The following is a 22,365-nucleotide window of genomic DNA, read 5'->3' as shown; positions in this document are numbered from 1 at the left end:
GTCATGTTGAAGGAAATTCGCCCAGCCATCGTCGTGCTGCTCGCATTGACGCTAATCACCGGCCTCGTATACCCGCTCGCTATGACCGGCATAGCCGAAGCCATCTTTCCCAAGCAATCCCAGGGCAGCTTGATCGTCCGCAACGGCAAGGTCATCGGATCCGAACTCATCGGCCAGTCGTTCATGTCCGATAAGTACTTCCATGGCCGTCCGTCCGCGACAACGGGCTCGGACCCAGCCGACCCATCGAAAACGGTAGCGCAGCCCTATAATGCCGCGAACTCGATGGGCTCGAACCTCGGCCCCACAAACAAGGCCCTGATTGATCGCGTTAAGACTGACATGGCCAAATTGAAGGCAGAGAATCCCGGAGCGGAGGTGCCGATCGAGCTGGTTACGACGTCCGCGTCGGGCCTCGACCCTGACATTTCGCCGTCTGCCGCCTATTTTCAGATGACCCGAATTGCCCAGGCCCGCAACATGCCGGAAGCGGACGTTCGCAGCCTCATTGACCGCCACATCGAAAAACCCTTCCTAGGGTTGATCGGCGAGCCCCGCGTCAATGTCCTGGCGCTCAATCTGGCTCTTGACGGTACGACGGCACAGTGAATATTGCGCGGCGCGCTGGCGCCGCGAGGAAAGTAATAAGATGGCGGACGAAAACCGCACACCCGATCATCGACCGTCGCCGGAGGCGCTCCTCGAGGTTTTGAAACGCGAGGAGCGCCAGAAGGGACGGTTGAAGATTTTTCTCGGCGCGGCTCCCGGCGTCGGCAAGACCTATGAAATGCTTCGCACCGCCCGCGCCAAGGTTAAAGAGGGCGCTGACGTCGTTGTCGGCGTCGTCGAGACGCACGGACGCAAGGAAACAAAAGCACTTCTTCGCGGTCTTGACGTTATCCCTCCGCGTCAGGTCGAATACAAAGGTCGGACGCTGGAGGAACTCGATATCGACGCCGTCATCGCGCGGCGCCCCGAGATTGCGCTGATAGACGAGCTGGCGCACACTAATGCGCCGATGAGCCGTCACCCGAAACGCTATCTCGATGTCGAAGAGTTGCTCGACGAAGGCATTGACGTTTTCACCACTATCAACATCCAGCATATCGATAGCTTGAATGACGTCGTTGCCCAGATCACCGGAATTCGCGTCCGCGAAACGGTGCCGGATTCGATCCTCGCCCGAGCCGACGACGTCGAGCTTGTCGACATCACGCCCGAGGATCTTATTCAACGATTGAAGGAAGGGAAGGTCTACGTCCCGGATCAGGCGCGCCGCGCGCTCGAAAATTTCTTCTCGCCCGTCAAGCTCACCGCATTGCGCGAGCTCGCTTTACGCCGCACCGCCGAACGCGTCGATGAACAACTCGTAACCCAGCTTCGCGCCAAAGCCATGTCCGGACCGTGGGCGGCGTGTGAACGCGTGCTCGTGTGCGTCAACGAAGATGTGCGCTCATCCGCGCTCGTGCGCTATGCGAAACGTGCTGCCGACCGCCTGCACGCACAGTGGACCGCGGTCACTATCGAGACGCGCCGCAGCCTCAGATTTTCCGAAGGCGAGCGTAACCGCATTGCTGAAGCGATGCGTCTCGCCGAACTTCTCGGCGGCGAAACGCTGACAATGCCCGGAAGCTCCAAGTCGATCGCCGACGATATCATCTCGTATGCGCGCGCCCACAACGTGACGCAAATCATCGTCGGCAAATCCGATCGGCCGCGATGGTTCGAAATTCTCAACGGTTCTGTCGTCCACGATCTCGTCAGGCAATCTGGAAACATCAGCGTTCACGTCATTTCCGGAGAGCAACTGCCAACCGAGCCGGCGACAGCGCAGGCGGTTCGAACAGCAAAGGATCAACCGCCGCATCGGCCGCTGAATTATCTCATCACGTTTGTAGCGATGGCTGTTGCGCTTGGCGTGGCCTGGGTGCTCAGACCATGGATCGGCGTGGAAAGCGTCGATCTTATATTCTTGACGGCGATTGTGGGCGTGGCAGCCAAGCTTGGCATCGGCCCCTCGCTTGTCGCCAGCGTGGCCGGCGCGCTGCTCTACAACTATTTCTTTCTGCCTCCGCTCTTCACATTTACCATCGCCGATGCCAAGAACGTCGCGGCGTTTCTTTGCTTCGTCGTCGTAGCGGTCGTCGTGTCGAACATCGCAGCGCGCATGCGCAGTCAGACTGTGATCGCCATGAACCGCGCCAGCACGACGGAGTCGCTGTATGGCTTCAGTCGCAAGCTTGCCGGAACCGGCACGCTTGATGATGTGCTTTGGGCAACCGTCTTTCAGATCGCCTCGATGCTGAAAGTCCGTGTCGTGCTGTTGCTGCCGGAGAATGGCTCGATTGCCGTGAAGGCGGGATATCCGCCGGAAGATATGCTTGATCCGTCCGATATCGCGGCCGCGACGTGGGCTTGGACCAACGACCGCCCGGCAGGGCGCGGCTCCGATACGCTGCCCGGGTCGCACCGCCTTTTTCTGCCGCTCCGGACCGCACGCGGTATCGTCGGGGTCGTCGGGATAGACAGCGACCGTCCCGGACCGCTGCTGACGCCGGACCAACGGCGGCTGTTCGATGCGCTCGCCAACCAGGGCGCACTCGCCATCGAGCGCGTCCACCTCGTCGAGGACGTCGAGCGCGCGAAACGCAGCATCGAGACGGAACGGCTCCGCGCTGCTCTGCTGACGTCGTTGTCTCACGATCTCAAGACGCCCCTGGCCGCTATTCTCGGCGCTGCAACGACGATGCGCGACCTGGGCGACAAGTTCGATGCCGAGGCGCAGTCGGAGTTGCTCGCTACGATCATCGATGAATCCGAACGCCTCAACCGGTTCATTGCCAACCTTCTCGATATGACGAAGCTAGAAGCCGGCGCCATCGTCGCCAAGACGGAAATTCAAGACGTTGGCGAGATTGTCGATGCAGCGCTCAAGCGCGCGAGAAAGATCCTTTCGAGACATAAGGTCCAGGCCAATCTTCCATCGGAGCCATTGAAGGTGGATGCTGATCCCGTTTTACTTGAGCAAGTGCTTTTCAATCTCCTTGACAATGCTGCAAAATACGCGCCCGAGAATACGTTGATTGAGGTCGGCGCTTGGAACGATCATGGACTCGCTGTCATTCAAATCCGAGATGAAGGGCCTGGCATCCCCGACCGTGATGTTGAAAAAATCTTCGATAAATTCTATCGCGCGAACAAGGCTGATCATGTCCGCGCCGGAACGGGGCTTGGATTGCCGATCTCCCGCGGATTTATCGAAATCATGGGCGGAACGATAACGGCGGGTAATCGGCCTGATCGCAGCGGTGCACTGCTGACCGTAACGCTTCCGGCATCCGCCCGATCAGAAACGCTGGAAAACGCCGCATGAGTGCGCCCGCTATCAAAGTTCTCGTCATCGATGATGAGCCACCAATCCGCAAACTTCTCCGCATGGGGCTTGCAACGCAAGGCTATCAGGTAATCGACGCGCCGAATGCGCGCAAAGCTCTGGAGCTGATGGCGGAGACTCCGGATATTGTCGTCCTCGATCTCGGCTTGCCGGATATGCAAGGCATGGACCTGCTGCGAGCCATCCGCGATCAGAATGAAGCCGTTCCCATCGTGGTGCTGTCGAGCCGCGCTGACGAAACCGCCAAGGTACAGGCCCTTGATTTCGGAGCCGATGACTATGTGACGAAGCCATTTGGCATCAACGAGCTTCTCGCCAGAATGCGAGCCGCACTTCGCCATCGGCTACAGATTCAGGGCGAGCGGCCCATTTTCCATGTCGGCGATCTGTCGGTCGATCTCGTGCGCCGCATTGTCAAGGTTGGCGAACGAGAGATCAAGCTATCGCCGAAGGAATACGACCTGCTGCGTCTCTTTGTTCAGCATGCGGGCAAAGTACTGACGCACAATTTCCTGTTGCGAGAGCTTTGGGATCCCTCTGCCGATTCCCAATACGTCCGCGTTTACGTCGCGCAGCTTCGGCAGAAAATCGAACCGCGTCCGAACAGCCCGGAATATATTCTGACTGAAACAGGCGTTGGCTACCGCCTCCGCGCTCCCGATTGACGGTGGCGCGTGCGCCGAGGATTTCTCATGGCATCCTGCATTATTGACTTTCTTTCGCCGCGCGCCGTCATGCTGGACGTGCGCGTGCCGACGAAATTAGCGCTCCTTCGCACGTTGTCGGAACGGGCATCTGCAGCGACCGGGCTTCCTGCCGAGACGATCTTCGCCGAACTCAACAAACGAGAAAGTCTCGGCTCCACCGGAATGGGCGACGGCATTGCCCTTCCCCACGCAGCTTATGCTGATCTCAAGCAAACGTTCGGCCTTGTCGCGAGACTTAAGCCACCGGTCGAGTTCGAAGCGATTGATAGCAAACCGGTCGACTTGGCTTTTCTGCTTTTGACACCGGCTGGAGCAGAGAAGACGCATCTGAATGCCCTTGCCGCGGTTTCACGCCGACTGCGTAATCGCGACGTAGCAGAGAAGCTTCGCATGGCCAATAACGAGAACGCGTTTTACGACGTACTTCGCGGTTCGGCTTAAAACGGTCGGCAAGACCGCGCCGTTAATCCGTTTTGATGCCAAGTTCGCGCGCGGCCGACACGAGGCGGACCTTGGCGGCAGCATCGCCGGAGAAGGCTTGGAGAGCTTTGGTCAACGCCGTTTTGGCCGCCTCGGTCTCGCCGAGCGTGACGCGCGAACTCATCAGACGCAACCAGCCGTTCTCATCGTTTGGGGAGGCCTCGAGTCTGGCGGTAAGCTTGTCGACCATGCCGCGGATCATGTCTTTGCTTTGTGTATCTGAAAGCTTTGCCGCCGCTGCGACGTCGTTGTCGGACGGCGACGCGACGCTGGGTGAAAATGTCTGCGGGGTGGCCTGCGCTGTGCGTGCCTCATCGAGCGCTTTCTTGAGCGTGGTATCGCCGGGCTGAAGCTTAAGGGCTGTCTCATAAGCCGTCGCCGCATCGCCTGGTCGCCCGGTATTGACATACGACCACCCGAGCATTTTCCAGCCATTGACGTCATTCGGTTGCTTTTCGAGACGAGCGATCAGTTTCGCAATCATCGTGTCCACGTCAGGCAAAGCAGTGGAAGTATTGTCCGGCGAAGCAACAACCTTCGACGACGCGCCAGAATTTGTATCGGCAGCGTAGGCGCGAAGATCAGCAAACGCTTGTGCCGTGTCTGGTTCAATATTGCCATCGGCGGCTTCCGGCGGCATCACATGCACGTCGCTACGGCTTATCATGGAAGAGCCCTCGACGCCGCTCGGGGCTTCTGCGATGTGCACAAAACAAGCCGCGGCGAGCGCTACGAGAGACCCAAGGACAATGCCCGATGTGCGCGTGTCGGCGCTAATCCATCGATGCGTAAGCGCAACGACCGGTCGGCGACCGTGGAGCGGCGCGCGCAACAACAGAAGTACTGCGGCCAGAAGTGCGACAGCAGTCCCCGCCGCGATCGATGCAAAAGCCTGGACCATATCCAACCTCGATGATCATTTGACGGAAGATTGGGATGCAAATGGGGGCCTAGCGTGGCGATGACGGCCAAAGTGCCCGCATCTTGGCACTACTGAGATGGATTACGCGTTGTCATGATCGGTGTGATAACGCCATTCACATGATAGTTGTGGCATGTCAGGCAGTCTTGGCGTACGCCGCTGCTGGCGTGGCAGCCCTGGCAGACATCCTTCCTCACCGCGCTGAAATTCGACGCAAAATTCTGCGGATTTCCCTGCTCGTAGCTCTTCAGATATGGCCGGTCTTTTGCGAGGTCGTGGCATGTAAGGCAGCCGCGCTTGCCCACGATGCCGAAATGCGGCTCGTGAATAAAACGCGTAAAGCGTCCGTCTTTGGAGCTTGCCGAAAGCGGAGAAAAATTGACGACGCGCCCACCATTGCGGCCGTCATCGATGCTGTGGCACTTCGTGCATGATCCCGGTGCGTCCTTATTGGTCAGGATGTTGAAAACAGCCGTAGCGGCCGTCGTGCCATCTTTCTGCGTCTTCGGACCAGTCAGGAACAGCCAAGAGTAGATGAACTTGTCTTTGTGCCCGGTGGGTCGATAGAAAATCGCGTAATCCTGCCGATACCAGCCGCCATATTCAGCCCAGCTTTCAGCATCGATATCGCTTGCAATGCTGATAATCGGCGGCGTGCTCTTTTCTGTACTCGCAGTTCCCGAGGGCGACGCTGCGTCTTGTGTTGCACTGCTTTGACCGCCGGCGATGCCTTTGTTTCGCGCCTCAAGATCGCGACTCTCCTCTTCTGAGAGAGAGAGAAGGTCGTCGGATTGGCGCGAGGCCTTTGCCGCGGGTTGAGCACGTGCGTTGACCGCGGTTTTGCTCGTCGAAACTTGCGCCAATTGCATTGTGCGTTCGCCATCGGCTGTTGGCCGGAGATCTTTCAAGCCTGCTTGCATGGCAGGCGGTAGAGGGTTGGCACGGGCCTTTTTCCTTTCCGTAGACGTGCTATCGCCATTGTCGTCGCCGTCCAAATGAGCCGCATCTGCAGAGTTCCCGGGCGCATTATTCATGATGCATTGACCGAAGACGCGTAGCAGGCACGCTGGAGGATCGCGCTTGACCTTATCCGCTGCCTGTCCCGTTTTTTCTTGATCACCGTCAGCAGGAGGCGAACGTTTGTCCATACTCGTCGCCTCGTCCTTCGCCGCGGAACGCAAAATACCGGGTGTTGAGTTGGACGCGCTCGGCGCCGGGGCATCTGGCAATGGGCCATTGGCAATCTCTCTCGCCAAATTTGGCAACCATTGCTGCTGCGCACCAATGACAACGTCCCGCGGGATGTTCGCAGTCAAATCGGCGACGAGCGTCACACTCAACTTGGCGTTGCCGTTACCTATATTAAGATCGCCAAGAACGTCTGATGCCTTTCCCGCGATCAGCGCATAGAACAGCTTTTTAATGTTCCACGCCAGATCGGTCACAGCTTTGATTTGATCGTTGTTAGCCTGTGCAAGGTCCTGCAGATTGAGGCCGTCGACCGCTCTCAACGTCGCGCGACCTTCGTCGGTTCGACCGATCATCATTTTCATGAAAGGCGTGAGTTCGGCTTCCGACGCATCCGGCCATTCGCCGATTGCCGCGTTCTTCTTTTTCAGCGTTTCGAGATCGAGACCCGGCAGCGTCAGAAATGCAACGCCTTTCGGACCGTTCACGCGGTCCTTACCGGTAATTTGTCCCAGATGACAGCCACTGCACGTTCGCTCAAAAGGAACAACAGCCATAAACCGTCTGTCGTTTTGGCTGTCGTGACACGTCGAGCAGGCGACCGGAATCTGTCGCGACGGGTCTTTTTTCTCGACGTCCCGAAAGTGTTTGTCGAAATGTGCGGCGTGGTCATAGATGATCCGTGTGCGTCGCCGGAACGGGTAGGTATCGAATGCCGGATGACCATTATCGAAGCTGTCGAATTTCACCGAATGACAGGATCGGCATTGCTCATTGGAGATCTTGTCCAGATCGAAATTGATGCCCTGGTGCTCCTGATGACAGCTTGCGCAGTTAATGCCTCCGGAAATCATCTTCTGCATCGGCAGGGCAGCGGTTTGCGCGCGCGCGGACAACGGTTGAGGGCCTACAGTTGCAATATTTACAAGCCGCAGCGTGCTCTTCCTCAGGACATCAGCTGAAGCGCCGTGAGGGTTAAAGGCGCTTTCCGGGATCTTGTGACAGGTCAGGCAAGCCTTGCTGTCGGCGGTCGATCCAAGGGCGACGATGCCATGGACCCAACTCAATTTTCCGTCGCCGCTATGGGCATGGCACGAAGAACAATTCTTGATCGCGCCGTGCACGCTGCTCAATGGCCCCGGCATGAGAAATTGTGTTCCGGGAGATGCAATGAAAGCAGCGCCCATGCCGACGAATGTTAAGAGCGCCAGAATGCGCGCAAATCGGTCTCGCCCCAAGCTGGGAAGCGGACGCAGTTCCGTCGCTCGCCATGGCAATAGCCGCATCACCAAGCCCCCGACGAATAGGAATAGACGACAAGGATGTGCAACACCGACAGCACGATGAGCGCGTAGGTGATGGGGACATGCACGAATAGCCACGCTCTCGTCAGTGCAAGATGAACGCGCGCAAAGTCGAGACGATCTTTTTCAGCCGTCATTTTGCTGATCGTCGCGAGCTTGTCTTGTCGTGGGCCATCGACGTAGCGCGACAGGCGTTCGATCTGCGCCGTCAGGCGCTGGAGCGGCCGCCGCGAGCCGAAGAGATGCGACGGAAAATTGCGCGACTCCGCGAAAAAGTGATTGAGATGGTTTGCGTAAAGATCGGTGATCCAAGCGTCGTAAGGCAGAGCGGGCAGCGACAACTCCATAGTAATTGGATCTGGTGTCGTAATGAGTTCGCGCACGTCTTGCGCAAGCTCGGCGCGGCGGGCAAGGATGCGCTCGCGGCTAACGTTGTCGTCGATTCCGCCCTTGGCGCGTGACGACCACGCGAGGTAAGTGCCGAACACACCACTGAGCGTCACCGTTACGAAGCCGCTCCACAGTGCCCACTCAAACGGGGTATCTGGCATCGAAAAATTGGAATGTGAGAGGAACGCGGCGACAAGCGCGTAGCCGATGAAGATGTGGACGCCCCGCCATCTCTTGAGGAGCTTCGGCGGAAGCTTGTTCGTCTTGACAGCGGCGTGAAAGCTGAACTGCAGGCTCACGCCGGCAGCAAGCACCCAGCCATCGAGATAGCGCGGATCGCGAAGCGCGCTGGCATATATCGATACCCAGAAGAATAAGCCCGCGGACAGCGCGATCATCAGGGCAACGAGGCTCGTGCGGCGGATGACCGTCCACGCCGAGCCAAGCATCCAGAACACGCTGCCGGGAACGCGTCGTCCTACCGTCTTCACGCGAGGCCACCAGATTTGCTCATTCCCACCCCCGTAGGAATTGCGCGCCGGTCGCGGCCGCGCTCAGATAACGTCAATTGACTGCTGAAGCTTTTCTTGCAGTGCCTTTGAACTGGCTTGGCTGCGGGATCATACTGTCGAGGCCGGCCATGGTGCTGCCGTCATACTTGTCGGTGATGCTGACGAGCAGCTGAGAGATGCCATCGGCTGCCGCCGAGAGATCTTTCTCGTTGTTCAAGGTCAGCGCAGCCGAATGAGATAATTCCACGATCTTGGCAATTTCGGGCACGTTTGGCACTGCCGTCGCCACCGCGGCGATCCGCCGTCGCGCTTTGTCTGCACGCTGAGCCATTTCGAGGGCGTAAGCCTTTCGCACAGTGGCCTTTCCGACAGCGCGCAACGCGGTTTCAAGTTCGACGCCAAGGCCGATCAGATAAAGCATGCGTTTGCGCTCCGCATCGGCCGGAACATTTTCTTTGCCTCTCGAATACCATGTGTTGTGCAAGACCTCGCCCTGCGACCAGGACACCAGCTCGAATAGGCTGCCAGCTCGATGTAGCCCTTTGTTTACGAGATCTTCTCGCGGCACGACGTGGCAGCCGTAGCAGTTCTTCGCCAGTTGATAGAGCGCATGACGTCGGATCATGCCTTTTGACTCCGCGAGCTTCCAGCGCGCCTGCGCTTCACTTTTCGTTTCCGTCTTCACGGTTTTGCCGCTGAAGCTGCTATGAATTTTGATCCAATCCTTAGCGGCGCCATGACAGGACTCGCAGGAGATGCCGGACACGGCTGCATCGCTGTTATCCTTGCGTTGAACTGTGTAATGACAATTCACGCATAAGCTTTCCGATTTGATGCGCCTGACGCCCATCCTTTCAGCGATTTTCTTGGCTTCGGGGTTGCGCGGCAGCTCTCGGAACGTCTTGAAATGATGTGTGCCTTTCCAGGCTTCGGCTTCCTGTTTGTGGCATTCGGCGCAGGCATTCGGCCCGACGACCTTCGTCGAATCCAACGCAACAGCGCGACCGATGTCGAGCGTAACGACCAACAACGGTGCGAGTGACAGACCGAACCGCACAGCATTGAAATATGCGCTGAGCATCGACCAATTGTTACGCTTTGAAACAAGCAATGAAATATTCCTCGCGCATCTGCTCGTAAGCGAGCAGCGATTGCTACCTGAAACCTCCTGGGCGCTCGTAAGCGAGTTGAAGCATGTTTCGATCGAGGGGAGAGGAGAGCTTCTCGATGGTGCGGGTGATAGGGCTTTGCCCGCCCGCTGTGTCGGGCGCCGGCAGGAATGGGTCGGCGTAGCAGGTCGCGCCAACGTCTGCAGAAACTGCCTTTACCGACTCGACCATGCCCGGTGCCCCGCAAGCGTACAAAGCATCGGTGGGCAATAAGCGTGGAAGATAGTCGGTTGGCCGACCCGGTCTGACCGCCGGAATCGATACCTGCAAGGAACTGCAGACCGGTACGACGACGACGTTCGGAAAACGCGCCAGGCGCACAAGAGCGGGGGCCATATAAAGGGAATCCAAGGTGCGGCCGCCGGCAATGACCATCATTCTTCGTGAAGGATCTTCGCGAAGCGCTGCGACGGCGATTGCCCAGATCGGCGCAAAACCAGTGTTGGTTGCCACGAGAACGATCCGGCCACCGGGATTCGGCCGGAAGTGCGCAGTTCCGAAAGGTCCTGTGAGTTTGACACGGTGCCCGATCCCGATCCGCTTGCCGAGGGATGCGCTGACGCGGCCCTTCTCGACGCGGCGGACGTGAAACCACGTGGCATCGCAGTTGTCCGATTCATTCAGAGCATGCGTGATGCTATACGAACGGTTCGGATAACCGCTGAACTGTACGTGCGCGTATTGGCCGGGCAGATGCGGAAGGGGACGGTCCGTTGTAATGCCGATTTCCAGGACCTCCGACGACAGCGGCCGCAATGTGCCCAAGACGCCGTTGACGGAACGAATATCAGCGGGCTGCTCGCGCTCGATGACTGCGTCGGCAACGATCAGACACTGACAGGCGTGAATGAGCCCGGGCTCAGCTCCTTCGCCACCGTGTACGTCGCCGGATACAAGCCGCACGCAGCATGTTCCGCAATGTCCGGCGCGACAGCTGTAGGGCAGGTCGATACCGTTGTTCAACGCCACATCGAGCAGACGCGCACCGCGCGGCGCCAGAAAGCTTTTGCCGTCGATCGTGATTTTGTGGCGTTTTGACATAAGTTCATCCCAGTAGGGTTGAGGTTCATGATGTCGATCTATCCCGCTGAGATCAGGCGCTGAATTTCAAGTTCATCCGCCTGCATTTTATTTCCAGTAATGATCATTCGTGGTCAGACAATGGCCGCGCGAGTAATCGCAAAAAAACGGAAATGAAGACGGAATTAGAAACGACGAAAAAGCAGTAATGAATGAGGCAATGAGAAAAATTAGATCAATGAGATGAGGCTAGGCGCGGGCCGCCGTGGCCTACTGCGAACGGGAGTGCGAACGGCACAAAAGGTCCGATAAACAGCCGCTTGCATTGGAAACATAATCAGCAAGCTGATGGAGTGTGTTGCCGTAAGGAAGCAAGTGTCATCAGTAATTACGAAGGCGAGTAATTGTCCGAATTGAACGTTCCGGCGAGAGAATAAATTTGCGGCCATATCGCGGCCCATTTCGCGTTTCAATTAATCAGCAGGCCATCCATTCCAGACGGCTGTTCAGCGTCGTTTCGCGGGGCGATGCTAATTGAAATGATGCCCTGAAATGTACTGAGGACAGGGATAAGGCCATGACGCGATTATCAACATTCGCAATGCTCTCCGGTATGTTCGCCGGTGCCGCTCTCATATCTGCGGCACCTCCGTATAAAGCCGCAGCCGAGGAGAACAACAACGCATCAAGGCATACACAAGCCCTGCCGCGCACGCTTATGCTTGCTGAAAACGCAGGCGAGATCCGAAGGCCGGAGGCCGGCAAAGCCAAGCCTGACGGATTGGATAACAGCAAACCCGATGCGCACGGCAGTCCGAATAGCGACGAAGAGCTTTATCCGACCGCCGCGCAATGCGGCACTTGCCATAAGCAGATCTACGAAGAGTGGTCATCTTCGCAGCATGCTTATGCGTCGATCTCACCGATGTTCCACAAATTCGAGCAAAAGTTCCAAACGCTGACGCAGGGGACGGTCGGCACCTTCTGTGTGCGCTGCCATCAGCAGGTCGGCACGCAACTCGGAGAAGCGCGCGAGGCTCCGCTTTGGGCTAGAAGCCAAATCTCACGTGAAGGCGTCACTTGTATCACGTGCCACCGGGTTAAAGAACAGTACGGCAGGGTCAACGGCGAGCGTCGGGTTGAACCGGGTAAGATTTACGAACCCGTTTATGGCAGCGGCGAAAAAAGCGTCATCAAAAACGTCATAGCGAATAAGGAAACCTATTCGGTCAAGACGAGCGCAAAAGGCCGCGGCAACGACATACATAAAGGCATGATCACGAACGACCAGATCACCAAGTCGGAGTTCTGCGTCAGTTGTCATCAGGTCGCCGTGAACCTCGGCATCAAGCTCGAAATCGTGTGGGACCAATATCGCGATAGCCCGGCGCGTAAAGCAGGGATTACTTGCCAGGACTGTCACATGGGCAAAGTTCCCGGCCAGTCGAAGGGCTATGCGACGGCGCCGTCGGCGATCGTCGGCGGCAAGGAGATCAATCCAGGTCGTAAACATGCCAACCACCGTTTCATCGGACCGGGCTATTCGATCGCTCATCCGGGCATCTTCCCGCACAACGTCAAAGCCCAGGCCTACAGCATTAAGGACTGGCTGCAGTTCGATTGGCGCGCTGGCTGGGGCACGAGCAAATTCGAAGACAAAGTCGCCGACGGCAAGATCAAAGTCTCGTTTCCGAAGCGCTGGAGCGATCCAAACGATCGTGAGGACGCGCGCGAAATTATCGACGAAAATCTGAAGAAGCTCGACGCACGAGATGTTTTTCGTCGTCGGGTGATGGAGAACAGCAGCAAAGTCGATGGCCCATTCATCGAAGGCACGCCGAAGGTCGGCTCGGCTCTTGCGTTCTCCTACAAGATCAAGAACACGAACACCGGCCACAACCTGCCGTCGGGATCTCTCGGCGCACAACCGCAGCTTTGGGTGAATGTCGCGCTTGTCGATCCGGACGGTAACAATGTCTGGGAGTCAGGTTACGTCGATAGCAACGGCGATATGGCCGATCTGCATAGTCTCGATGTCGCCGCCGGCCGCATCGATACCGACCAGATGCTGGTGAATTTTCAGACCAAGTTTCTGACGACCAACGTTAAGGGCACGGACCGCGAAATGTATCTTCCGGTCAATTTCGACATTGATCCGTTGCCGCAATTACGTCCGCCGAGCATCCCGACCACCGTCCTCAATCATCCGCCGCTGGTGCGCATGGAGAACCATTCGTTGACGCCGTTGGGTGTGAGGGAAGCCAAATATGAAGTGCCAGGTAATTTGATCAGCAAGCCTGGTCGATACCGCCTTGCTTTCCGCATGCGAAGCCGCGCCGAGCCGATCTATTTCATGCGCTTTGTCGGCGCCACCAAAGATATGGAGCGGAGCATGAACGAGCGCATCATGAACTTCCACGACTTCGCGGTTGATGTCGACGTAAAGGGCTAACGCCGAGAACCGAGCGTTTCGGATTTGGATCGAAGGAATGGTCCAAAGACGCGGGTCCGAAGCCTCTCTGAATCCTCCTGCCTGCGGTGAAGCGCTGGCCGGAGGCATGAAGTGGGAGCTTCAGCATGACTTCTGCCGTAAAAGGCAACTTGCGATCTTACGCCGGGACGGCAACGGCCATTGCGGCTTTGATCGCGGGCGGCAATCTTATGATCTCAGGTTCGCCTGCAGAGACGATTCTTTCCGAGGAACGCAACGACGCGCGCGAGCGGGACGATGTCGAGGGGGCGTCCGGAAAAGAAACGTCGGAGTGGAAGCCGGAAATAAAGCGCCACAACGAAACGATCGTTCCGAAGCAATATCTCGGCGCTGACGTTCCCGGCGATGGTAAGGCGAATACACCCGCGGAAGCGAATGCAAAGCCGCGCAAGAAAAAGACATCGACCAAGGGCGCCTTCCGTCCCGATCCGCAATACAACAAAAAGTACGATGCCAAGAGGCAGGCGGATATCTACGGCGGTAAAACCGCAGTTGAGCCACCACGCCCGCTTTTGGAAATCGGTCGTGAGCAGTACACGTCGGGGATATACGACGAGAGCAGCACGCTGTTCGGCAAGCTGAATCCGCTGCTTCCGGGGCTATCCGTCTATGGCGATTGGCGAACGGCGATCGCGTACAACAAGAACAACGGCAAGGATATCGCGCAGGTCGCAACCCGCTTGAACCTCGACGTCGATTTCAAGATCACTGCGACCGAGCGAATCCATGCGTTCTTTACGCCGTTTCAGGACGGGAATGCGAAATTCACTCGCTTCGAGTTCGGCGGTAACGATGGCGATCAGAAGTTTACCGACGAAATCGATCTTGATCCGCAGACGTTGTTTTTCGAGGGTGATGTTGGGTCAATTTATTCGGGCGTGACAGGGAAATATGCTGGCTTCGATTTGCCGTTCACGGTCGGGCTCTTTCCGTTGTTCCTGCAGAACGGCATCTGGGCGAACGATGCGATCCTTGGCGGCGCCGTGACAATCCCGGCGCAGAACTCGCCCACCCTCGGCCTGTCAAACTACGATCTCACCTTCTTCGCGGCCTTCGATAACGTCGATAATGCGAGCCTTATCGATCGAAACGGCAAAGTCGATAACCACGCCGCTAATCTGTTTGGCGTTACAACTTTCATCGATGCGTACGGCGGTTATATCGAAGCGGGATACGGCTTCCTTCAAGGCAACGGAAGTCAGGAAGCCGTCGAGCAACACTTCCTAACCGCGGCTTATAGCCGGCGCTATGCCAACACCATTTCGAATTCGACCCGATTGTTCGCTAACTTTGGAGACGATGGTCGGGGAAGCGGAGATGGCTTTGCCTTCATCTCGGAAAACAGTCTGATCTCACCCTTGCCGAGCACGCTTTTGCCTTACGCGAATTTCTTCGTCGGCGTCGGCAGTCCTGAACCGCTGGTCGATGGCAATAATGCGGGTATATTGAAGAACGTCGGTATCAACTTCGAAACCGACGCGCTGACGGGTTATCCGAAACTCGACGATACCGCATCAAATACGTTCGGCGGTGCGCTTGGCGTCGAATATCTCTTCAATCTCGACCAGCAGATTGTTTTTGAAGTGGCAACCGTGCAGCCATTCGAGAACGACGGCATCGGCGTAAGAGATCCGCAATATGGCTTCGGTGTTCGATACCAAATTCCGCTCGACCGAGCGTGGCTGTTTCGCGCCGATGCGACCTATCAGATCCAGGAAGGTGGCGAGGACAACTTCGGGTTCCGCACGGAACTCCGCAGGAAATTCTAGACGCCTCGCCAAAGGAATCGAATAGCGCCCCAAAAGTTGGGGCGCGTGGTGGATGAGATGAAAGGTGATTGGCGTGAGCTATCGCGGCCGAGCGATGGCTTCGATTTCGATATCAACATCATCGTCGACCATGGCTTGGTAGTCCACCATGTTGAACGCGCTGCGCCGAATGCGGGTCTTAGCAATAAATTTGCGCGCGCCGACGTCATACTTCAGGGCGGGATCATCGTGCGGCTCAATTGTGACGTTCAGCGTCACCGGCTTTGTGATGCCATTAACGGTCACCTCGCCGGCGACCTCCGCGGAGGTTGCTGATCCGGCATGCACTTCAACGCTCTTGAACGTTATCACCGGCGACGTTGCGGCATTGAAAAAGCTCGCCCCCTTCAGCTCGCTGTCTATGAGCGTATCCCCAGTCGTAAGGCTGGAAGCCGCAATCAAAGCCTTGATTTTGCTCTTGCCGGGCTTGCCTTCGTCGTAGTCGAGAGTGCCGGAAACCTTGGTGAAGCGGCCGCGCTGTTTTGCATAGGCGATCTTGTAAATGAAGCGCACCTCGGTGCGGCGCTGATCGAATACGAAACGCGCCGCTTGCGCGATCGGAGCCGGTAACAAGTTGATCGCAAGCGCAGCACCAAACAGAACGCGCGTAAAAGTGGGCCTTTTATAACCCCGCTTCTCCAGCACATTTTGGCGCTTGCGGACACTGACAGTCCCGAAATCGCCATGAACATGATTGCCGGTCTTAGCGTTTTTCACTGCTCGCGCTCCCTCGTTTGGCGTGCGCGTCCGCGCCGCTGGGCTGCGTTAGGGCTGCCACGACCTGCGAAATCTCATCTCGAGCCGCCAGGGCTTTGATCGCAATGATCCATGCTACGGACAGAGAAATAAGTGGTCCGAGCAACAGAATGAGGAGGTCAGAAAAGACGTCGGCCATCGCGCTTCCCCCAATTGCGAGTGCGCTCTCTCGCTGCCAATCTCCCCTCCGACACGACGCGACGACAGAGTGGCGAAAATGGGTTCGGGAAATGCGTGATTTGTCGAAAACGCAGTGCTGGCGCGCGACGGCTGCCTCGTCAAAATGCAAAGTTTATGAGGCTGGTAGCGACGCGCCGACGTGGTCCGATCAGCTCTGCGCTGAGCAATCAAATTTCATTGCAGTGATTTTGACGCCGGTGCCAAACACGCCGTAAGGAAAGAGTTGCGGCGGCGCCAATTTTTTTGCGCCGACGCCATTCGCAATGGAGTTAAGAAAAAGGTGATCAAAGGCGTCAATGGGGAATCTGGTTCTGTTCCTGCTTGACGATCGACTCATCGTTTCCCTGAGAGGCATTGGGATCGACGTCGGGCTTGGCGGAATCGCCGATCTGCTCATCCTCCTGCTTCACAATTGAGGAGTCTCCGCCCGTGGAGGCGTTCGGATCCACGTCGGGGCGAGCTGAATCGCCGACTTGATCGTGCTCCAATTTGTTAAGTTCTCCCGCTCTCAAATCCGATACATAGGCCGTCGCAACGACGGTCGAAGCTATGAACAGCATCAAAACTTTTTTGGACATCGGAGCTTTATCCTTCAATGGCGCTGAATTCATTGGGCAGTATTCGAGAAAGGATAGGGGACAGACCGAGCAACGCTCGGAGGCGGCATCGACGCCGTTCGCGAAATATGCAATTTTGTCCGATGACGGTCTTTTAGTTTCGCGCTTTTTTTAAAAAAGCCTAAATGGCATGTAAACGCCGTCGTCACAATCGATGCTTTGATGCGGCGCGGCAGAGTTTTCTCGACGGTGTCGAGCGCTCCTTGACCGAAGGCACGATGCCGGCTGATACTACGGCGTGGATTCTCATCAGCCGCCCTCACGACAAACCAACTCCCCTTCCCAGACTGCGATGCTGGGGGTGTGCGCCGCTATTCTCTCGTGCGCGGCGCTATATGTGGCCGAGACGATCTTCGCGCCGCTCGCTTTCGCGCTCTTCATCATCGCCATCACCTGGCCGTTGCAGAGGTTGCTGCAAGCCAGAATGGCCCGGCTCGTTGCAGTTGCAATAACAACAGCTGCGATCATCATCGTGATCGTCGCTTTTGCCATGTTGCTTGCCTGGGCCGCGGGGCGCGTGGGGCAATTTATCGTGAACGACGCAGCCCGCCTGCAGGCTCTCTATGGTTCGCTGACGTCGTGGCTGGAAGGTCATGGTGTCGAGTTGGCCGGGCTATGGGCGAGTTATTTCCGTGGCGATCAATTGTTGCGCGTGGCCCAGGAAGTCACCACACGCCTCAATACTGCGCTCAGCTTCCTGATTGTCGTCTTCATTTATGTGCTGCTCGGATTGCTCGAAGTTGACGACGCATGCGCAAGACTTCGTGCGTGGCGACAAGGAAGCCTTGGCACAGTTCTACTGACCGGAGGAGCGAACGCCGCCACCAAGCTTCGTCACTATATGCTCGTCCGCACACAGATGAGCGCGATCACTGGCCTTTTGGTATGTATGTTCGCGTGGCTTGCGGGGCTGCCGCTGGCGCTCGAATGGGGTGTGATCGCATTCGCCCTGAACTTCATACCTTTCATCGGCCCATTTATCGCGACCATGTTTCCGACCGTGTTTGCCGTCGCGCAATTTGCATCGTGGCCCGCGGCCGTCGCCATTTTCGCGTGTCTCAACGTCATCCAGTTTGTGGTCGGAAGTTATCTGGAACCGCGGTTCGTCGGGAACGCATTGTCGATATCGCCTTTCATCGTCCTATTTTCAGTCTTCTTCTGGACGTTCCTCTGGGGGCTTCCCGGAGCCTTCATTGGCGTACCGATCGTCATAGTGCTTCTTTCGCTGTGTGAGGTTCATTCGTCGACGCGTTGGATTGCGGATCTTTTCGGCGCACCGCCGCTGCGGGGGCCTGGGACACAGGATTGAGGGCGCCAGAAAGAACAACGCGCTCCGGCGTGAAGAGGGTAAATCGCCCGTCCGGTCCCGCGCCGAGCGTATGGATATAAAAATAGGTATCTTTATCGTCGGTCACGTCCATCACTGGCGACGGAGCAGAGACGATCGTCAGCTCGCCACAGCGCCCGATCCAATCGATATGACGATGGCCGTGCATGACGATGATCTTCTTCCCATGTCGTTGCATCCGACGAACGAACCAGCTGCCATTGATCAGAGCCGTGCCAATCCGCTCCGAAAGCGCCTTCGAGGCTTTGGGATACTCGACGACGTGATGATGAAGCGCAACGATCCAGTAGGCATTGGGATATTGCGCGAAGACCTTGTCGGCCGCATGTATTTGCTCGGTGGTCACAAGGCCGAGCGCATTCGTGAACGAGAAATGGGTCTCGGCATTCGAATCCATCAGGATGACGCCGAGCCCGTCCGGCGTCTGCGGCGGCAGAATCATCGGAAAGCTTTGCGCCCAAACGTTTGCGAGGCGCCATGATAGGCGCATGGCGCCGCTATCGGCGAATTCTGCAATTTGCTCTTCCAAAGGCTCAAGCGACTTTTGCAAGCTCGCGCCGGACTGATCGCTCTCGTCATCGAAAATGCGGACACGCTTGCCTTGCACCTCGGTTATGGCGGCAAGCGCCCGAACTTCGCGCAATCGCATCTTGGGACTGAGAGGCAAATCGAGTCGCGCAGGATTTGCTCTGTCGACGACATTGAGATCGTGATTTCCCGGGAGTATCACGGTGAGTTCTAACAGCCGCGGATAGTGCGTCATTGCATCGAGAAATTCCGCCCATTCGGTCGAGCGGCCTGCGTCTGTGATATCGCCGGTGATCACGATCAAATCGAGTGGTGTTCGTGCGTGAATGGCGTCGAGCTTCGCCAAAAGCTGCATAAGGCGATTGTTGCCGCGTGGGCCGGAGCGTCCTCCTTCTATGCGAAAGCCATATCTCTCGCCGACAGTATGAATGTCGGAAAGGTGCACGACGCGCCAAAGTTTTGTTGCTGAAGCTGAAGCGGGCCTCGGAGAAAAATCCTGCGGCTGCGCCATCAGGGTATCGGCCAGTCCCCAAGTCAACGCCGCCGCCGCGAGATATGCGGTGACGATGGCGACGCTGTTGCAAAGCGCGATACCTATCAGTCTGGTCGGCGATGAAAGATCGCTGACGGAGCCCGTCCACCTCGTCTGCGGCCACACGAGCGTAAAGACCCAGATCGCAAATGCGCAAATCAGAACGCCGGCTACAGTAGCGCTCATTGCGCGCACGCGGCCGCGGCTTCGCTGGTCAGCGCTGGCGGTCATGAAGCGCTCGGCGAATTGACGGACCGCTTCCCGCACAATCGCGTAAGCCGGCTGTACCGCGAGTGCGTTCAGTGACCAGAAATTCGTCTCGACGAATCGCCATAATGGCTTGCCGCCAAACCATCCGATCGCAATCAGGGCGAGCAACGCGATCGGCGCGAAGAGACCAGTATAAAGCGCGGCCGTCTTCGAAGAAACCGTTCCGATCCATATCGAAACGAGAACCGGCGCTGCTCCGAGCATGATCGCAGGAACGACGATCAGCGCAGTCCAGGCCGCAAGTAACTTTGGCAAACTGATTTCCGAGAGAAGCGTTCCCGCAAGGGATAACAATGTTCGCCGTTTTGTGCTCGATCCGTCGTCTTCGGCATCGCCGTTCCGCGGGTCGATGATCGACTGCATGGTCGCTTCTCTCTGACAGGGTGGCAAAGCCACGAGATTTGCAACACTTAAGGCAAGCAGGCCGAAGTGTCAGCTCCGGCCTCCATGCGCTTTCCTCCCTCTATCTGAGATAGGGATCGACTGCTTGTGGCCACTACAGAATAAACGATAAAAGGCGCCCCCCAGATGAAGGCTCCATGCGAACCTTCGCCCTGGGTGCCAAATGCCGCCTCCCGCCCAGCGTTCGTCAGCCGAGTGCGGCGCTGTTCTCCTGACGCACCCGGCTTCCGAAGAAGATCCACCAAATGCCATGAGACAGGAGATCGATGCCGACCAGAAGTCCCAAGACCCACAGGCCACTAAATGGCCATTTGGCGAGAATGACGAGGCCTGCCACGATGCCGATGATCCCGGAAATCAGCAGTAGTGGGCCGAACAAAGCCCAATACTGAAACGACTGGACGATCCGAACGCATCCCGAAGCGATCAGAGATAGCGCGAATACTAAGGTCAGGATAACCGAAGCACGTGCAGGGTCCGTGATCAGCATTATTCCGCAGACGCCGTAAAGAAAGCCGACAAGCAATCTCAAGATGAAGCCGCGCCAATGCTGTGTCGAAAACGCTTGGAATATTTCCGATATGCCTGCCACCAGCAGCAATATGCCAATGAGCATCGTACTGATTACCGTCGCAGCGACGACGTCTCCCAGGACGAAGATGCCAGCGAAGACGAAAATGGCTCCGACCAGGATAGCGCCCCACCAACTGGGGTCCGAGGCCTCTGTAGGTCTCGCAGAAACAGGACTGGCGGTCATGACGAACCTCTCAATCTATCGAACGAGGAACGGGAAATGCTGATCCATGAGTAGCGCCAAAGAGTGCGCGCCGACCGTTGGATCATAAGCGGCACGTGAAATGTTTAATGGCGCCATCGCCCAGCATATGACGTGCGCTTGCGGACATCTGATCGTCTGCGATAGATGGCGTCGCTATGAAAGACAGAAGAATTTACCGGCGAAGCGGCCGCGAGGAGAGACTGCATGATACGGACTCCTTGGTTTGCTTGTTAGCTGCCAAGTGTCCCCCGTCTCCCATCATTATAGAGAGCGCGCCGAGGAACTGTCTTCTCTTTTGTTTCTCAATTGATTGTCTTGATGAATTCCTGATCACATGCCGCCAATTCGTAGGCGGGGAAAGCAAGGCGCCTGAAGCGGGTGATTGGATCGGGGGGCTGCCGCGTCATCGTTAAATCCCGAGTCGTAATGAGACGCGCCTCGACCGCATCCGTTCGACTGAACGTTGACCTCCATCAAGGCCGAAAAGAGCGCGAGCAACCAGAACTCCGATGAGTTCAACGGAGAAGACAGATGGCTGCAGCTTTAAGACACTTCATCGACACACAGGACTTCTCGCGCGAGGAGCTGCTGCGGATCATGGACCTTGTCTGCCTTCTTAAGGAAGCTGACAAGGCAGGCGCATGCCCGCGGCTCCTTCAAGGTGCGTCGCTGGGCATGATCTTCGAAGAGCCATCGACACGCACGCGTGTTTCGTTCGAAGTCGCGATGACCAAGCTTGGTGGTCACGCTCTCTATTTGAGACCGGGAGAGATCCACCTCGGCAAGCGCGAGAGCATCCGCGATACGGCAGAGGTGATCAGTCGTATGGTCGACGTGATTGAAGCGCGAACGCTCAAGCACAAGACGGTTCTCGATCTCGTGGCAAATTCGACCGTGCCGGTCATGAATGGCTTGACGGACTACAACCATCCGACCCAGGTCGTGTGTGACGTCTTCACGATGATGGAGCACAAGCTTCCGGATAAGTCGCTGACCGACGTCCATGTGACGTTCGTCGGTGATGCGACCAACGTTTGCTCCTCGCTGATGATGATTTGCACGCAGATGGGCATGCATTTCACGCACGCTGCACCTGTGCGTTATCAGGCCCCGAAGGCCTGGCAGGATATCGCCCGCGCCAATATCGCGAAGTCCGGCGGCACCCTTACTGTTACAGATGACGTTAATGCGGCGGTTAAAGACGCCGATTTCATCTATACGGATCTCTGGTGGTGGATCGGACAGGAAGCTGAAATTCCTGATCGCGAACGGGCTTTCATGCCGAAGTATCAGGTCAACGAGAGCCTGCTCGCGCGTGCTCCCGCGCAGGCCAAGTTCATGCACTGTTTGCCGGCATCACGTGGTGTCGAGGTGACAGATGCCGTCATGGATGGACCTCAATCAATTATCTACGACCAATCTGAAAATCGGCTCCATACCGAGAAGGCCCTGCTGGCCTACTTCGTCTATCCGCGCCTGAAGATCGCGGATCCAAGCGCTATCGCGCGGTATCGGAGCGCGGTCGATGACTTCCACATGCGTGCAACCGAACTCGTCAGTTAAAAACAT

General features: G+C 57.1%; 19 protein-coding genes. 9 read left to right on the top strand and 10 right to left on the bottom strand.

The annotated features are described in order from the left end of the window. The first annotated feature begins 3 nt into the window (after nt 1-3). Genes RLW41_RS03305 through RLW41_RS03290 form a run of 4 tightly spaced genes read left to right on the top strand, consistent with a single transcriptional unit; the run spans nt 4 to nt 4,542 of the window. Entirely contained in the window at nt 4-609 is a 606-nt protein-coding gene (locus RLW41_RS03305) for a K(+)-transporting ATPase subunit C (protein WP_414463479.1), read from the top strand. Between the two features lie 40 nt (nt 610-649). Further along, on the top strand, nt 650-3,373 hold the full coding sequence (locus RLW41_RS03300) for a DUF4118 domain-containing protein (RefSeq protein WP_414463478.1): 2,724 nt from the start codon (nt 650-652) through the stop codon (nt 3,371-3,373). Continuing rightward, entirely contained in the window at nt 3,370-4,059 is a 690-nt protein-coding gene (locus RLW41_RS03295; RefSeq protein WP_414463477.1) for a response regulator, read from the top strand. The genes RLW41_RS03300 and RLW41_RS03295 overlap by 4 nt, the downstream gene beginning before the upstream one ends. A 27-nt stretch (nt 4,060-4,086) precedes the next feature. Beyond that, nucleotides 4,087-4,542, top strand: a complete 456-nt coding sequence (locus RLW41_RS03290) for a PTS sugar transporter subunit IIA (RefSeq protein WP_409560754.1) — start codon at nt 4,087-4,089, stop codon at nt 4,540-4,542. A 22-nt stretch (nt 4,543-4,564) separates the two neighbouring features. Here RLW41_RS03290 and RLW41_RS03285 read toward each other — a convergent pair whose 3' ends face one another. Further along, nucleotides 4,565-5,482 (bottom strand): tetratricopeptide repeat protein, encoded by a 918-nt coding sequence (locus RLW41_RS03285; RefSeq protein WP_414463476.1) that lies wholly within the window; start codon nt 5,480-5,482, stop codon nt 4,565-4,567. A gap of 89 nt (nt 5,483-5,571) precedes the next feature. Further along, complete coding sequence (locus tag RLW41_RS03280) at nt 5,572-7,179, bottom strand: cytochrome c3 family protein (RefSeq protein WP_414463475.1); 1,608 nt, start codon at nt 7,177-7,179, stop codon at nt 5,572-5,574. A gap of 27 nt (nt 7,180-7,206) precedes the next feature. On the opposite strand from RLW41_RS03280, the gene RLW41_RS03275 reads away from it, so the two are divergent. Continuing rightward, on the top strand, nt 7,207-7,653 hold the full coding sequence (locus RLW41_RS03275; RefSeq protein WP_414463474.1) for a hypothetical protein: 447 nt from the start codon (nt 7,207-7,209) through the stop codon (nt 7,651-7,653). Nucleotides 7,654-7,976: 323 nt separating this feature from the next. Here the strand turns inward: RLW41_RS03275 and RLW41_RS03270 are convergent, their stop codons facing one another. The 3 genes from RLW41_RS03270 to RLW41_RS03260 form a co-directional block, all read right to left on the bottom strand. Next, a complete protein-coding gene (locus RLW41_RS03270) occupies nt 7,977-8,876 on the bottom strand; it encodes a hypothetical protein (RefSeq protein ID WP_414463473.1) in 900 nt (299 codons plus the stop codon). Nucleotides 8,877-8,949: 73 nt separating this feature from the next. After that, entirely contained in the window at nt 8,950-10,008 is a 1,059-nt protein-coding gene (locus RLW41_RS03265; protein ID WP_414463472.1) for a cytochrome c family protein, read from the bottom strand. A 43-nt stretch (nt 10,009-10,051) separates the two neighbouring features. After that, the gene (locus RLW41_RS03260) at nt 10,052-11,107 is read right to left on the bottom strand and encodes a 2Fe-2S iron-sulfur cluster-binding protein (RefSeq protein WP_414463471.1); all 1,056 of its coding nucleotides are present in this window, start codon (nt 11,105-11,107) and stop codon (nt 10,052-10,054) included. Between the two features lie 556 nt (nt 11,108-11,663). Here RLW41_RS03260 and RLW41_RS03255 point away from each other — a divergent pair. Both RLW41_RS03255 and RLW41_RS03250 read left to right on the top strand, forming a co-directional pair. After that, nucleotides 11,664-13,538, top strand: coding sequence for a multiheme c-type cytochrome (locus tag RLW41_RS03255; RefSeq protein WP_414463470.1), 1,875 nt, complete (start codon nt 11,664-11,666; stop codon nt 13,536-13,538). Between the two features lie 125 nt (nt 13,539-13,663). Beyond that, entirely contained in the window at nt 13,664-15,346 is a 1,683-nt protein-coding gene (locus tag RLW41_RS03250) for a hypothetical protein (RefSeq protein ID WP_414463469.1), read from the top strand. Nucleotides 15,347-15,424: 78 nt separating this feature from the next. Here RLW41_RS03250 and RLW41_RS03245 read toward each other — a convergent pair whose 3' ends face one another. The 3 genes from RLW41_RS03245 to RLW41_RS03235 all read right to left on the bottom strand — a co-directional run bounded on the left by RLW41_RS03245 (nt 15,425) and on the right by RLW41_RS03235 (nt 16,899). Beyond that, nucleotides 15,425-16,102 carry a YceI family protein gene (locus tag RLW41_RS03245; protein WP_409560745.1) on the bottom strand — a complete coding sequence of 226 codons (678 nt, stop codon included), beginning with the start codon at nt 16,100-16,102 and terminating at the stop codon, nt 15,425-15,427. Then, nucleotides 16,089-16,280: a hypothetical protein gene (locus RLW41_RS03240; RefSeq protein WP_414463468.1), complete on the bottom strand. Its 192-nt coding sequence runs from the start codon at nt 16,278-16,280 to the stop codon at nt 16,089-16,091. The genes RLW41_RS03245 and RLW41_RS03240 overlap by 14 nt, the downstream gene beginning before the upstream one ends. A 334-nt stretch (nt 16,281-16,614) precedes the next feature. After that, nucleotides 16,615-16,899 (bottom strand): hypothetical protein, encoded by a 285-nt coding sequence (locus RLW41_RS03235; RefSeq protein ID WP_409560744.1) that lies wholly within the window; start codon nt 16,897-16,899, stop codon nt 16,615-16,617. A 331-nt stretch (nt 16,900-17,230) separates the two neighbouring features. Here RLW41_RS03235 and RLW41_RS03230 point away from each other — a divergent pair, with 331 nt between their 5' ends. Then, nucleotides 17,231-18,247, top strand: a complete 1,017-nt coding sequence (locus RLW41_RS03230; protein WP_414463467.1) for an AI-2E family transporter — start codon at nt 17,231-17,233, stop codon at nt 18,245-18,247. On the opposite strand, the gene RLW41_RS03225 is transcribed toward RLW41_RS03230, so the two are convergent. Then, nucleotides 18,147-19,979, bottom strand: coding sequence for a metallophosphoesterase family protein (locus RLW41_RS03225; protein ID WP_414463466.1), 1,833 nt, complete (start codon nt 19,977-19,979; stop codon nt 18,147-18,149). The two genes, RLW41_RS03230 and RLW41_RS03225, sit on opposite strands and share 101 nt — an antisense overlap. Nucleotides 19,980-20,205: 226 nt before the next feature. Continuing rightward, entirely contained in the window at nt 20,206-20,775 is a 570-nt protein-coding gene (locus RLW41_RS03220; RefSeq protein WP_409560741.1) for an HdeD family acid-resistance protein, read from the bottom strand. A gap of 552 nt (nt 20,776-21,327) precedes the next feature. Here RLW41_RS03220 and ptcA point away from each other — a divergent pair. Then, nucleotides 21,328-22,359, top strand: a complete 1,032-nt coding sequence (gene ptcA, locus RLW41_RS03215; RefSeq protein ID WP_414463465.1) for a putrescine carbamoyltransferase — start codon at nt 21,328-21,330, stop codon at nt 22,357-22,359. Nucleotides 22,360-22,365 lie beyond the last annotated feature (6 nt).

This window comes from Hyphomicrobium sp. DY-1, assembly GCF_047497105.1.
GTDB lineage: Bacteria > Pseudomonadota > Alphaproteobacteria > Rhizobiales > Hyphomicrobiaceae > Hyphomicrobium_B.
This window is presented reverse-complemented; position numbering and strand designations above follow the sequence as displayed.